Source organism: Hydrocarboniphaga daqingensis, from assembly GCF_900129825.1.
Taxonomy (GTDB): Bacteria; Pseudomonadota; Gammaproteobacteria; order Nevskiales; family Nevskiaceae; genus Hydrocarboniphaga; species Hydrocarboniphaga daqingensis.
The window spans coordinates 40304-54002 of record NZ_FQWZ01000003.1 but is presented as its reverse complement, the minus strand read 5'-3'; the positions used below and the strand labels follow the sequence as shown (position 1 = coordinate 54002).

General features: G+C 66.1%; 9 protein-coding genes. 4 read left to right on the top strand and 5 right to left on the bottom strand.

The features are described 5' to 3' along the window. Window positions 1–250: 250 nt before the first annotated feature. The 4 genes from BUB09_RS06205 to BUB09_RS06190 are packed head-to-tail and all read right to left on the bottom strand — an operon-like array spanning window position 251 to window position 3250. The gene (locus tag BUB09_RS06205) at window positions 251–1123 is read right to left on the bottom strand and encodes a carbon-nitrogen hydrolase family protein (RefSeq protein ID WP_072895672.1); all 873 of its coding nucleotides are present in this window, start codon (window positions 1121–1123) and stop codon (window positions 251–253) included. Next, on the bottom strand, window positions 1120–1719 hold the full coding sequence (locus BUB09_RS06200) for a GNAT family N-acetyltransferase (protein ID WP_084083216.1): 600 nt from the start codon (window positions 1717–1719) through the stop codon (window positions 1120–1122). The genes BUB09_RS06205 and BUB09_RS06200 overlap by 4 nt, the downstream gene beginning before the upstream one ends. Further along, window positions 1720–2127, bottom strand: coding sequence for a ketosteroid isomerase-related protein (locus BUB09_RS06195; RefSeq protein WP_072895668.1), 408 nt, complete (start codon window positions 2125–2127; stop codon window positions 1720–1722). Between the two features lie 13 nt (window positions 2128–2140). Then, window positions 2141–3250 (bottom strand): S-(hydroxymethyl)glutathione dehydrogenase/class III alcohol dehydrogenase, encoded by a 1110-nt coding sequence (locus tag BUB09_RS06190; RefSeq protein ID WP_072896614.1) that lies wholly within the window; start codon window positions 3248–3250, stop codon window positions 2141–2143. A 138-nt stretch (window positions 3251–3388) separates the two neighbouring features. Here BUB09_RS06190 and BUB09_RS06185 point away from each other — a divergent pair, with 138 nt between their 5' ends. The 4 genes from BUB09_RS06185 to treS all read left to right on the top strand — a co-directional run bounded on the left by BUB09_RS06185 (window position 3389) and on the right by treS (window position 12349). After that, window positions 3389–4603 (top strand): acyl-CoA dehydrogenase family protein, encoded by a 1215-nt coding sequence (locus tag BUB09_RS06185; RefSeq protein ID WP_072895665.1) that lies wholly within the window; start codon window positions 3389–3391, stop codon window positions 4601–4603. Further along, the gene (locus BUB09_RS06180; RefSeq protein WP_072895662.1) at window positions 4603–5478 is read left to right on the top strand and encodes an SDR family NAD(P)-dependent oxidoreductase; all 876 of its coding nucleotides are present in this window, start codon (window positions 4603–4605) and stop codon (window positions 5476–5478) included. The genes BUB09_RS06185 and BUB09_RS06180 overlap by 1 nt, the downstream gene beginning before the upstream one ends. 184 nt (window positions 5479–5662) lie before the next feature. Continuing rightward, entirely contained in the window at window positions 5663–8953 is a 3291-nt protein-coding gene (locus BUB09_RS06175) for a maltotransferase domain-containing protein (RefSeq protein WP_072895660.1), read from the top strand. 36 nt (window positions 8954–8989) lie between these two features. Beyond that, window positions 8990–12349 (top strand): maltose alpha-D-glucosyltransferase, encoded by a 3360-nt coding sequence (gene treS / locus BUB09_RS06170; protein WP_072895657.1) that lies wholly within the window; start codon window positions 8990–8992, stop codon window positions 12347–12349. Window positions 12350–12419: 70 nt separating this feature from the next. On the opposite strand, the gene BUB09_RS06165 is transcribed toward treS, so the two are convergent. Beyond that, window positions 12420–13658: a patatin-like phospholipase family protein gene (locus tag BUB09_RS06165; protein WP_072895655.1), complete on the bottom strand. Its 1239-nt coding sequence runs from the start codon at window positions 13656–13658 to the stop codon at window positions 12420–12422. Window positions 13659–13699: the final 41 nt, after the last annotated feature.

Here is a 13699-nt window from a genome sequence, read left to right as displayed (position 1 = left end):
CACATGGCTCATTCCGCAGACGCCCTCACCCGGCGCGCGCTGCGCGCCGGCCTCTCCCGGGGGGAGAGGCAAGCTTGGGGCTGCTCATGGAACAGGCGGGAATGGGCAATCAGGCGCCAGTTTCCCCTCTCCCTCCGGGAGAGGGGCCAGGGGCGAGGGCGTTGGGGGCTCAGACTGAGTTCGATACTCAGACGCCCTCACCCGGGGGGAGAGGCAAGCGGGGGCGGCCGTGGGACGGGCGGGGCAGGAGTTAAATGCCCTGCTCGGGCCAGTGCCGATGGTTCAGCACTTGGCCGTCGGCGCGCACCTGGCGCACGCGCTCCAGATCGACGGTCGCATAGACCCAGCCGGGCTGGTCGAGCGTGCCGGCGGCGACGATGCCGTCATCAGGAAAGCCGCGATCCGGTGGCCCGTAGACGCCAGCGGCCCCGACATTGACGTCGACGGCCGGCGACCAATCGAGCGTGCCCACCAGCGGCGACAGCAGCACGTAGCACTGCGATTCGAGCGCGCGCGCCGCTGCCGCGACGCGGACGCGGTGATAGCCGGCCGCCGCGTCGGTGCATGACGGCACCAACAGCAGCTCGGCGCCCTGCTCGACCTGCTGACGCACCAGCAGCGGAAACTCCGAGTCGTAGCAGATCGCCACGCCAATACAGCCCAGTTCGGTGTCGAACACGCGCAGCGGCTCGCCTCGGTCGATGTGCCAGACCTCGCGCTCGAAGCGGGTCATGATCTGCTTGTCCTGGTATGCAGTGCGGCCATCGGGATAGCAGAACCACGCACGATTGCAGTAGCGTCCATCGTCAAGCCGCCACGGAAAGCTGCCGGCCAGCAGATGCACGGCGTGGCGCTGCGCCAACTCGCAGTGCAGCGCCAGGTAGTCGTCGCGATAGCGCTGCAGCGCGTCGAGCTGGCCGTGTAGATCACTGCGCAGCGGCTCGCCGAGCAAGGCGGCCAGCGACATCGATGCGTATTCGGGAAACACCAGCAGACGTGCGCCCTGTGCGGCGGCCTCGGCGACCCACTGCGTCAGCGTGGCTTGCACATCGGCCCAGTGCCGCGGCGTCGCCACCGGATACGCAGCCGTGGCCACCGTGTAGCGCCGCAGCGCGGTGCTCATGACGGCGGCAACTCGCGCGACCAGAACGTCATCGTCTTGGCCGTGGATTGGGTCTGGCCAATGTCGGGCCACGAGAACTTCGTCTGCATCGCCGGCAGCCGCTGATAGCCGCGTCGCGCCCAGAACGCGTCGTTGCCGGCATAGCCGGGCGGACGCCGCGGATCATCGGCCGCACGCTCGACCGCGCAGAACGCACACAAAGTCAGCCCATGCAGTCGCGCGTGCGCTTCACGTTCGGTAAAAAAAGCCACGCCAATGCCACGGCCGCGATACGCCGGCAGCAGCACCGATTCGCCGAAGTAGTCGATCCGCGAGCGGTCCATCTGCTGGTCGACGAAAGGCTGCTGCATGTCGTCGGGCGCATCGGCCAGCGGCAGACAGGTCGAGGCACCGACGCACTGGTCACCATCCCAAACCAGCACTGCCAAGCTGCGCGGACACTGCACATAGGCTTGCAGGTACTGCGCTTCGTACTCGGCGGTGCCTTCGTACAGATACGGCCAGTCGCGGAACACGCGGATGCGCAGCGCGGCCAGCGCGTCGATCTGCGTTGCGATCGCCTCGCCACCGAGCCGCTGCAGCCGCAAGCCCTGCATCTACGCGCCCACCTGCCGCAGCCAGTCCTGCAGGTTGTAGTAGTTGCTGATCCGCGCCACCTGGCCATTGCGGATTTCGAAGAACGCGCCGGCCGGCAAGCGGTAGGTCTGGCCGGTGGCCGGCGGCAGACCGTCGTCGGTGGCCTTGTAGGTGCCGAGCACGACGAATTCCGCTGCTGCGCGCGATCCGTCGGCGTTGGTGGTGATCGACACGTCGACGATCTGCTCGCTGTAGCTGCGGTCCATCCGCTGCAGGAACGCGCGGAACGCCTCGCGGCCGATCTCGCGGCCGCCCTGGTTGATGTCGTGGACGACGTCGTCGCTGAGCAAGCTCAGAAAGCCGTCCCAGTCCTGCGCGTTGAAGCGCGCGTAGTAGGTCTGCAGCAGTTGCTCGGTGGTGGTGTTCATCGCCGGCCCCGAATCAGTAGACGACGACGCCGCGGATCGATTCGCCGCGCGCCATCAAGTCGAAGCCATGGTTGATCTGCTCCAGCGGCATCACGTGCGTGATCAGCGGATCGATGCTGATTTTGCCGTCCATGTACCAGTCGACGATCTTGGGCACGTCGGAGCGGCCGCGGGCGCCGCCGAACGCGGTGCCCTGCCAGCGCCGGCCGGTGACCAGCTGAAACGGCCTCGTGCTGATCTCCTGCCCAGCCGCCGCAACACCGATGATCGTCGACACGCCCCAGCCACGGTGGCAGCACTCCAGCGCCTGACGCATCAGCGTGGTGTTGCCGACGCACTCGAAGCTGTAGTCGGCGCCGCCGCCGGTCAGCTCGATCAAGTGGGCGACGACGTCGCCTTCGATCTCCTTGGGATTGACGAAATGCGTCATGCCGAACTGGCGCGCCATCGCCTCGCGCTCAGGGTTGATGTCGACGCCGATGATCTTGTCGGCGCCGACCATGCGCGCGCCCTGGATCACGTTCAGGCCGATGCCGCCGAGACCGAACACGACGACGTTGGCGCCAGCTTCGACCTTGGCCGTGAACAGCACCGCGCCGATGCCGGTGGTGACACCGCAACCGATGTAGCAAACCTTGTCGAACGGCGCGTCGTCGCGGATCTTGGCCAGCGCGATCTCCGGCATCACCGTGTAGTTGGCGAACGTCGAGCAGCCCATGTAGTGGTACACCGGCTTGCCCTGGAACGAGAAGCGGCTGGTGCCGTCGGGCATCAAGCCCTTGCCCTGGGTCGCGCGGATCGCGGTGCAAAGGTTGGTTTTGTGGCTCGTGCAGCTTTTGCACTCGCGGCATTCGGGCGTGTACAGCGGGATCACGTGGTCGCCCTTTTTCAGGTGACGCACGCCGGGGCCGACATCGACGACGATGCCAGCGCCCTCGTGGCCGAGAATCGCCGGGAAAATGCCTTCCGGATCGGCGCCCGACAGCGTGTACTTGTCGGTGTGGCACAGGCCGGTGGCCTTGATTTCGACCAACACCTCGCCATAGCGCGGACCATCGAGCTGAACGGTCTCAATCACCAGCGGTTTGCCAGCCTCAAAGGCAACGGCAGCGCGAACATCCATCGGGTTCTCCATCAGGAATTCAACGAAGGCCCGTATCACGGGCCGAGGGGGCGTCGGGTTCTCACCTCATCGGACGAAGCGGCTGCACCGGCGCGTTCCTATGGTAGCTGGTAAGTCCGACTCACTTAAGTGCAAACCATGGCCGACGATCAGCGTTACCCCACCGAGCGTGTCAGCGTGCAGCAGGCGTTTTCGGGCCTGTCGAACCAGGAAGTCGAAATCCTCGACAACGCCGACCGCTTCGCCCAAGCCGAGATCTATCCGCTGGCGTCCGAAATGGACGACAACGAGTCCTGGCCCAAAGACATCTTCCCGAAGATGGGCGCCACGGGTTACTTCGGCATCACCGCGCCGGAGAACTATGGCGGCTCGGGCATGGACGTGTTCACGTCGGGCCTGATCCTGCAGGCGTTCTCGCGCTGGAACCATGCGCTGGCGCTGGCCTGGGTCGCGCACGAGAACCTGTGCATGAACAACATTCTGCGCAACGGCAACGAAGCGCAGCGGCAGAAGTATCTGCCGGGCATGAACCGCGGCGAGCTGATCGGCGCGTTGGGCCTGACCGAGCCGGGCGCCGGCTCCGACGCGCTGGGTTCGATGCGCACCACGGCGCATCGCGACGGCGATCACTACGTGCTCAACGGCAGCAAGATCTACATCACCAACGGCCCGATCGCCGACGTGCTGCTGGTCTATGCCAAGACCAACAAGGACCTGGGCGCCAAGGGCATCAGCGCGTTCATCGTCGAAAAGAACATGCCGGGTTTCAAGGTGGCGCAGAAGCTCAACAAGATGGGCTTCCGCGGCAGCCAGACCGGCGAGTTGGTGTTCGACAACTGCCGCGTGCCGGTCGCCAACCTGGTCGGCGAAGAGAACAAGGGCGTGCGCATCGTGATGTCGGGCCTGGATCTGGAGCGCGCGATGATCTCGCCGATCTGCCTGGGCATCGCCGAACGCGCGCTGCAGCTGTCGATCGACTATGCCAAGCAGCGCAAGCAGTTCGGCAAGCCGATCGCACACTTCCAGATGGTGCAGTCGATGATCGCCGACATGTACACCTGGGTTGAATCGATGCGCGTGTTCACCTATCAGGTGCTGCGCGCCTGCAACGACGTCAGCGAAGAAGAAGCCGGACGTGGCGAAATCCACAAGCTGACCGCCGCCGGCGTGCTGTACGTGGCCGAAACCACGAACAAGGTGCTGAACCACGCGATGCAGGTCCACGGCGGCAGCGGCTACATCTGGGAAAGCGAGATGAACCGCCTGTATCGCTCGATCAAGCTGCTCGAAATCGGCGCTGGCACCAGCGAAGTCCGCAAGATGATCATCGCCGGCGAACTGCTGGATCTTTGATGAGCCCGACCGACGCACTGGACCCGAACGCACCGGAAGCCTTGTGGAGCGCCGATACCGTCTACCGCTCTGACCTGTTCGCCGGCAAGGTGGCGATGGTCAGTGGTGGCGGTAGCGGCATCGGCCGCGCCACCGCGCTGCTGTTCGCGCGACTCGGCGCGCGCGTTGCGATCTGCGGCCGCACCGCCGACAAGCTCGAGCGCGTGGCTGCGTTCGCGCGCGAGCGCGGCGCGACGATGATCGCGGTGCCGACCAATGTGCGCGAGCCCGAGCAGGTCGACGCGCTGTTCAAGCGCATCCACGACGAGTTCGGCCGGCTCGACTACACGGTGAACAATGCCGGCGGCCAGTTCCCGCAGAGCGCGATCGACTACGCGCCCAAGGGCTGGAATGCGGTCATCAACAACAACCTCAACGGCACCTGGTACATGATGCAGCGCGCTGCGCAGTACTGGCGCGACACCGGCACGCCGGGCTCGATCTGCAACATCGCCGTGGTCATCGAGCGCGGCATGCCGGGCGTGGCGCACACGGTCGCAGCACGCGCCGGCATCATCGGCGCCACGCGCACGGTCGCCGTCGAATGGGCGCCGCTGAACATCCGCGTCAACTGCGTTGCACCGGGGCTGACCGCAACCGAAGGGCTCGATGTCTACCCGCCGGAAGCACGCAAGGAATTCCCGCGTGCCAACCCGATGAAACGCCCCGGCACCGCGATGGAAATCGCCGAAGCCTGCGTTTATCTGTCGGCAAGCTCCGGCAGCTTCATCACCGGCGAAGTGCTGACCGTCGACGGTGGCGGCAAGCTCTGGGGCGAGTTGTGGACGGCTGGGCGGCCGGATTACTTCCGGATCGAAGACTCGCCGTCACCATAGTGGGAGCGCGTCGTCGGCGACGCTGACGACGCACACCACCCGCGCCCGGTGAGCCGCGGCGCGCTCCACCGAGTCGCTCTCGGTTCAGGCATCCCTGCGTAAAGTCGAGCTCACGCCATTACGGCGCGACGACTTTGCGCGGGTGCATTGCCGCATCCGCGCCAGACCAAGGAGCGGTCCGGCGATGTCTGACGGCAGCCAGTCGGGGCTCGGTTTCGCCCCGCGCATCTATTACCTGCACCCGCTGATCGCCGGTCCGCTGTCGCAATGGCCGGCTCATTTCGAACGCATCGCCGCGCTGGGCTTCGATCATGTGCTGTTGCCGTCGGTGTTCGCGCCGGGCCGCACGATCTGGCTGATCGACGACGAAAACCTGCTGCATCCGGCGCTGGCCGACGGCACTGACGCCGACGCGATACGCGGCTTGCGCCGCCTCACCTCAGATGCGCGTCGCGCCGGGCTCGACGTACTGCTCGACGCGATGATCGACCGTAGCGCGACGAACGGCCGCATCGCGCGCGAGCATCCCGACTGGTTCGAGCACGACACCACGCTCGATGCTGCCGCCGATTCGCAGCGCCCGCTGGCCTGGCAAGGCGCGCGAGCGCTGCGCCTCGACGACGCCGAGGTCGCGGCACAGGTCGCTGAGGACTGGCATCGACGCATCCTGCAGTGGTGCGAGGCCGGCGTCAGTGGCGTCTGCGTGCAGACGCCGCAGCGACTGCCGCGCGCCTTGATGCAGACCGTGATGGACCGCGTGCAACAGCGGCACCGGTGCCGGTTTCTGGCGGCAACCACCGGCGTACCGCAAAACCAACTGCCGATGCTGGCCGGCTTAGGCTACGACGCCGTGTTCGGATCCAGCGCCTGGTGGGATTTCCGCAGCGACTGGTTGCTGACCGAACATCAGCAGCTGTCGCGGATCGCGCCGGTCATTGCCTCGTGTGAAGCGCCGTTCGAGCCACGAGGCACTCGGCACCGGGCCACGCTGGACCTTGCATCGCGCGCGGCACGTCGTGCGCTACGCCTCGCAGTCGGCAGCGGTTGTGGATGGCTGATGCCGATCGGCTTCGAATATGGCGCGCTCGACCCCTTGTCGCCATGCCATGGCTCGCCCGACGACTGGCGCCGCCTGCGGCACGACGCGCTGTTTGATCTGAGCGACGAAATCCGCCGACTGAATCAGTGGCTCGCCCGCGAGCCGCGACTGCGCCAGCCGGCGCAGCTGTGGCCGCTGATGGGCGTCGGCGGCCGCGTCACCGCGCTGCTGCGCTGCGACCAAGACCCGCGACAGGCCGACGATGCGCTGCTGATGGCGATCAACGCCGATCTGGAGCACGACGTGCCGCTGTCGCCGGCATCGTTGCTGGGGGCCCAAGCGGGCGGTCTGTCGAAGCTGCTCGGCGACGATGGCGAGCTGTCACTGCAGCAGACCATCACGCTCGATGGCGGCGACCTGCGCTATTTCCGCTTGGCGCGACAGGCTGCAATCGCCAGCACAGCAGCGAGCCGCGCGCGCCGCCTCGTCGAGCAGGCGGTCAAAGCACCGCGCGTCGTGATCGAGGCGATCACACCGGCCGTCGACGGCGGTGAGTTCGCGGTCAAGCGCGTCGTCGGCGATACGATCGACGTGCAGGCCGACGTGTTCATGGACGGCCATGATCACGTCGCCGCACTGCTGTTGTGGCGCCCGGCCGACGAAGCGCAGTGGCACGAGGTCGCGATGCAGCCGCTAGGCAATGATCGCTGGACCGCCGCGTTTACCGTGACGCGCCTCGGTCGCCACCTGTACACGGTCGAAGCCTGGCGCGATGACTGGGCCAGCTACCGGCATGAGATCCATCAGAAGCATCACGCCCGGCTCGCGATCGGCGTGGAGCTGCAACAAGGCTTGCATAAACTCGAGCAAGCCGCGGCACGCAGCACCGGCGACACCGCGCAAGCCTTGCAGGCGCTACACGATGCACTGCTCGACGCCGACGATGCGCAGCGCTACACGCGCCTCATTGCCGACGACACCACCGCGCTGATGCGGGCTGCGGACACCCGCGCCTTCGCAGCGCGCCACGAGCCGGCACTGGCGGTGGAGGTCGAGCCGCCCAGCGCGCGCTATGCCAGCTGGTATGAGTTGTTTCCGCGCTCGATGAGCTTCGATGCCCAGCGTCACGGCACCTTCATCGACGTGATCGCGCAATTGCCGCGGATCCGCGACATGGGCTTCGATGTGCTGTATTTCCCGCCGATCCATCCGATCGGCCGTATCCATCGCAAGGGCCGCAACAACGCGCTGATGGCCAGCGCCGACGATCCCGGCAGCCCGTACGCGATCGGCGCATCCGAAGGCGGCTTCGACGCGGTCGATCCCCGCCTCGGCACGCTGGATGACTTCGACCAACTGCATCGGGCCGCACGCGATCACGGCCTGCAGCTGGCGCTGGACTTTGCCGTGCAGTGCTCACCCGATCATCCCTGGCTCAAGCAGCATCCGGAATGGTTTGCCTGGCGGCCCGACGGCACGATTCAGTACGCGGAGAACCCGCCGAAGAAGTACGAAGACATCGTCAACGTCGACTTCTATGCCGACGGTGCGATGCCGTCACTATGGCTGGCACTGCGCGATGCAGTGCGCTTCTGGTGCGAGCGTGGCGTGCGCTTGTTCCGCGTCGACAATCCGCACACCAAACCGCTGCCGTTCTGGCGCTGGATGATCGCCGACATTCGCAGCCGCTACCCGGATGCGGTGTTCCTGGCTGAAGCCTTCACGCGGCCCAAGCTGATGCGCCGTCTGGCCAAGGTCGGCTACTCGCAGTCGTACACCTACTTCACGTGGCGCAACACCAAGGCGGAGCTGACCGAGTATCTGAGCGAGTTGAACGACACGGCGATGCGCGAATACTTCCGTCCGCATTTCTTCGTCAACACGCCGGATATCAACCCGCTGTTTCTGCAGCACGGCGGCCGGGCCGGCTTTTTGATCCGCGCGGCGCTGGCCGCGACGCTGTCGGGCTTGTGGGGCGTCTATAGCGGCTTTGAGCTGTGCGAAGCCGCAGCGCTGCCAGGACGCGAGGAATACCAGGACTCGGAGAAGTATCAGATCCGCGTCTGGGACTGGCAGCGGCCGGGCCACATCACGCGCGAAATCACGCTGCTCAACCGCATCCGTCGTTTGAACCCCGCATTGCAGACCCACTTGGGCTTGAACTTCCTGCCGTGTTCGAACGATCAGGTGCTGTACTTCAGCAAGGCCACCGCCGATCGCCACAACGTGCTGCTGATCGCCGTGAGCCTCGACCCGCATCAGGCGCAGACGATGGACTTCGAGATTCCGCTGTGGGATTTCGGCTTGCCCGACGACGGTCGGCTCACCGTCGACGATCTGGTCAACGAGCAGCACTTCCTCTGGCACGGCAAGCATCAGCAGTGGCGGCTGACACCGCAGCAGCCGTTTGCGATCTGGCGCATCCGCACGCCATGACGCCCTGCCCCACCGATGTCATGACAGGAGCACGCGATGGCCGATGATCCGCGCCCCGCGCAGCACGACGCGCCCAAGCCCCGAACCCGGCGGCGCAAGCCGTCGACGCTCAGCGACGATCCGCAATGGTATCGCGACGCGGTGATCTACCAGGTGCACGTCAAGTCGTTTTTCGATTCCAACGACGACGGCATCGGCGATTTTCGCGGCTTGATCGGCAAGCTCGACTACATCGCCGACCTGGGCGTCGACACGGTATGGGTGCTGCCGTTCTATCCCAGCCCGCGACGTGATGACGGCTATGACATCGCCGAGTATCGCGGCGTACACGCCGACTATGGCGACATGGGCGATGCGCGCGATTTCATCGCTGAAGCGCACAAGCGCGGCTTGAGAGTCATCACCGAATTGGTGATCAACCATACGTCGGATCAACATCCCTGGTTCCAGCGCGCGCGTCATGCCAAGCCGGGCTCGGCGGCGCGCGACTTCTACGTGTGGTCTGACACGGATCAGAAGTACACGGAGACGCGGATCATCTTCTGCGACACCGAGAAGTCCAACTGGACCTGGGACCCCGTCGCCAATGCCTACTTCTGGCATCGCTTCTATTCCCACCAACCGGACTTGAACTTCGACAATCCCGCCGTGCTCAAGGCGGTGATCGGTGTGATGCGCCACTGGCTGGATCTGGGCGTCGATGGCCTGCGGCTCGATGCCGTGCCGTACCTGATCGAACGCGATGGCACCAGCAACGAAAATCTACCGGAGACGCACCGGATCCTGAAGATGATCCGCAAGGTCATCGACGAGGAGTATCCGAACCGGATGCTGCTCGCCGAGGCCAATATGTGGCCCGAAGACGTGCAGGAGTATTTCGGCGGCAGCGCCGCCGACGAATGCCACATGGCGTTCCACTTTCCGTTGATGCCGCGGATGTACATGGCCATCGCGCAAGAAGACCGCTTTCCGATCATCGACATCATGCGGCAGACGCCGGACATCCCCGAGCACTGCCAATGGGCGATCTTCTTGCGCAATCACGACGAGCTGACGCTGGAGATGGTCACCGACCGCGAGCGCGATTACCTGTGGGCGACCTACGCCACCGAGCGTCGCGCGCGGCTCAATCTCGGCATCCGTCGCCGCTTGGCGCCGCTGCTGGAGCGCGACCGTCGCCGCATCGAGCTGATGAACTCACTGCTGCTGTCGATGCCGGGCACGCCGGTGATCTACTACGGCGACGAGATCGGCATGGGCGACAACATCCACCTGGGCGATCGAGACGGCGTGCGCACGCCGATGCAGTGGACGCCCGATCGCAACGGCGGCTTCTCCCGCGCCGACCCCGAACGCATGGTGCTGCCGGTGCTGCAAGGCTCGCTGTATGGCTTTGAAGTGGTCAACGTCGAGTCGCAGTCGCGCGACCCGCACAGCTTGTTGAACTGGATGCGTCGCATGCTGGCCGTGCGTCGTCGTCACCAGTCGTTCGGTCGCGGGGCGATTCGCTTTCTGCGACCGACGAATCGCAAGATCCTCGCCTACCTGCGCTGCCATCAAGGTGAGACGCTGCTGTGCGTCGCCAACTTGTCGCGCGCTGCACAAGCGGTTGAATTGGACTTGTCGAGCTTCGCCGGCCGTACGCCGGTCGAGTTGCTCGGCGGCACCGCATTTCCTCCGATCGGCCAGCTCAGCTACTTGCTGACGCTGCCGCCGTACGGCTTCTACTGGTTCTCGATTTCGTCGGACGAGCGTTTGCAGATCGTCGGCGAGCGCCCGCCGGAAGCGCTGCCGGAGCTGGTGACGTTCGTGCTGCGCGACGGGCCGGCCGAGATTCTCGACGGCCGACTACGCGGCATTCTGGAAGGCGAAGTGTTGCCCGCCTATTTGCCGATGCGGCGCTGGTTTGCGGCCAAGGATCGCGCATTGGTGTCGGCTCACGTCGCCTATGCGGCACCGCTGCCGGGCAGTGACGTGGCGATGGCCGAAATCGACGTGCAACTCGGCAATGGTGAACACGAACGCTACACGCTGCCGGTCGGCATCGTCTGGGACGAGCCCACGCTGGCGGCCTTGCCGCAGCAGCTGGCACTGGCACGTGTGCGCCGCGGCCGTCGCATCGGCTACCTGACCGATGCGTTCGTCGTCGATGCGTTGGCGCGACGCGTGATCGCGCACCTGCACAGCGGCGTTCCGGTGCCGACTCCGCAAGGGGATCTGCAGTTTCGCGCGACATCGGCATTGGCGGCGCTGAACTTGGCCGACGATGCGCCGATTCAATGGCTGTCGGCTGAGCAGTCGAACAGCTCGCTGACAATCAACGACCAGGCCGTTATCAAGCTGGTGCGGCGCGTGGCGCCGGGTGTTCACCCCGAGACGGAGATGACGCGCTATCTGACGCAACGGGGCTATGCCAATACGGCGCCGCTGCTCGGCGATGTGGTGCGTGTCGACGAGCACGGCGACGAATACACGCTGATGATCGTGCAGGGCTATCTGTACAACGAAGGCGACGCCTGGCGCTGGGTCACCGACTACCTGCAACGGCATGTCAACGAGTTCAGCATCGGCAGCCAGGACAGCAGCGACGGCATCGAGAGTGTCGTGCAGCGCTACGCGGCCTTCACCGGCAATATCGGTCAACGCCTCGCTGAACTGCATCAGGTACTGGCACAGCCGACCGACGATGCCGACTTTGCACCCGAGCCCGCGCAGCCAGATGACTTCGCGCTTTGGGCCGACGACACCGCGCAGCAACTCGGCATCGCGCTCGACCTGCTCGCGGCGCGACGCGAATGGCCGGACGATGCGACGCGGACACGCGCTGGCGTGTTGGTGTCGCAGCGCGACGCGATCCTGCACGCGGTGCGCCGCGTGGCGTCCTTGCGCGGCCACGCCTTACGTACGCGCATCCATGGCGACTTTCATCTGGGCCAGGTGCTGGTATCCAAGGGCGACAGCTACATCATCGACTTCGAAGGCGAACCCAAGCGTGCGCTGGCAGAACGGCGGCGCAAGACGACGCCGCTGCGCGACGTCGCCGGTCTGCTGCGCTCGCTGGACTATGCGGTAGCGTCGGTCGCCGGGCTTGACCTGCGCAGCGATGCCGCGCGGCCAGTGGATGCCTCGCGCGATCGCGCCCAGGGTTTGCTGGCGCGATTCGCAGTCGAAGGCGAAGCGGCCTTCATGGCGCGATACCGTGAGGTCAGCCGCGCCAGCGCAACACCGATCGCCTCGTCCGAGGTCGCCGATGCCTTGCTGGATTTATTCGTGCTGCACAAGGCCGCCTACGAGGTCGGCTACGAAGCCGCCAATCGCCCTGGCTGGATCGGCCTGCCGGTGCGCGGGCTGTCGCAATGTGTCGAGCGCCTGTTGGCGCGATCGTCCGGAGCGTGAACGATGGCCGGCAGCTGATCGATCGCAGCGGCAGGCCAGCCCAAACCGGTCCGCCGCACGACGACGTCGTCTACGGCGACGGTCGCGGATCGCTGCGCAGGAACTGCTCGATCTCGTCGACGCGCGCGTCGGCATCGCGATAGCCGATCGCGATCAGCTCGCGCGTGAACGCCGAGTCGAACAGCAGATAGCTGAGCAGGTCGGCGCTCTGCGCATCGGGCGTGCCCAAGCCTTCCATCGCCAGGCGGATCGTGCGCGGCATCCGGTGCGACAGCGTCTTGGCGACGACGGCGAGGTCTTCGGACGGCGCGATGCTCAACGGGCTGACGATGCGCATCGGCTCGCTGACTTCGACCGCCGCCGCCTTGCGCGACAGCGCTTGATAGGCGCCGATCAGCTCATTCATCCGCGCCAGATGCTCGAGGTCGGCGTCGAGATGGTCGAGGAAGATCGCGTTGAGGAACACGCCGCAGATCTGCGACAACGGCGGCCGCCGCAGTGATTCGCCGGCCAGCGCCGGCGCCAGTTCGGCGCGCAGCAGATCGGTGGCGGCCGATTTGCTGCGGATGCCGATTGCGAACACCTTGTCGGCACCGAGCCGGATCGCCGGGCTCAGCGGCGTGGTCAGCCGCATCGCGCCGTCGCCGAAGTAGGCGGTGGTACCGGACGCGGCCAGCGGCACCGGCGGAAACACGATCGGGATCGCCGCCGACGCGCAGACGTGCTGCGGCGTGATCGACGCGCGCAGCGCCACGCGCCGGCTCTTCTGCCACAGCGGATGGCCGTCCTGGCCTTCAATGAACGTGAACGCGCGGCCCGAGTGATAACCGGTGGCCGTGATCGCCAGTGCGTACAGATGGCCTTTGGCGATCGAATCGCGGATGCCGTTGGGTGGCAGCGCCCCGGTCAGGAAGCGATGCAAAGGTGCCGCGTCGAGCAGCGACTCCGTGCGGCCGGCGCCGATCACCGCGCCGAGCGCAAAGTCGGCCGCGATGCGCGCGACGTTGCCGATCAAGGCCGGCGTGTCGATGCGCACGACGTCGGTCATCTTCAGCTGCGACCACAGCCGCGCCAGCTGGTCAGTGGCCTCGCCGAGATTGCCGGCGTAGGCGGCCATCGCCGCACCGTTGATCGCACCGGCCGACGCGCCGGCAATGATCGGAAACGGCGACGGCTTGCCGCGCAGGCCCGGAATTTCGCCGATGCGCTTGAGCACGCCGGCCTGGTAGGCGCCGCGCGCACCGCCAGCGGTCAGCACCAGGCCGGTCATGCCGGCCGGCACCAGCGGTTTCTTCAACGGTATTGCCATGAGTCGATGTCCTTGCGGCGCCGGCCGCGGCAGCGCCGGGC

Coding starts and splice junctions, on each gene's coding strand:
- treS (WP_072895657.1), top strand. CDS start 8,990: ATGGCCGATGATCCGCGCCCCGCGCAGCACGACGCGCCCAAGCCCCGA.
- BUB09_RS06165 (WP_072895655.1), bottom strand. CDS start 13,658: ATGGCAATACCGTTGAAGAAACCGCTGGTGCCGGCCGGCATGACCGGC.
- BUB09_RS06180 (WP_072895662.1), top strand. CDS start 4,603: ATGAGCCCGACCGACGCACTGGACCCGAACGCACCGGAAGCCTTGTGG.
- BUB09_RS06195 (WP_072895668.1), bottom strand. CDS start 2,127: ATGAACACCACCACCGAGCAACTGCTGCAGACCTACTACGCGCGCTTC.
- BUB09_RS06185 (WP_072895665.1), top strand. CDS start 3,389: ATGGCCGACGATCAGCGTTACCCCACCGAGCGTGTCAGCGTGCAGCAG.
- BUB09_RS06175 (WP_072895660.1), top strand. CDS start 5,663: ATGTCTGACGGCAGCCAGTCGGGGCTCGGTTTCGCCCCGCGCATCTAT.
- BUB09_RS06190 (WP_072896614.1), bottom strand. CDS start 3,250: ATGGATGTTCGCGCTGCCGTTGCCTTTGAGGCTGGCAAACCGCTGGTG.
- BUB09_RS06205 (WP_072895672.1), bottom strand. CDS start 1,123: ATGAGCACCGCGCTGCGGCGCTACACGGTGGCCACGGCTGCGTATCCG.
- BUB09_RS06200 (WP_084083216.1), bottom strand. CDS start 1,719: ATGCAGGGCTTGCGGCTGCAGCGGCTCGGTGGCGAGGCGATCGCAACG.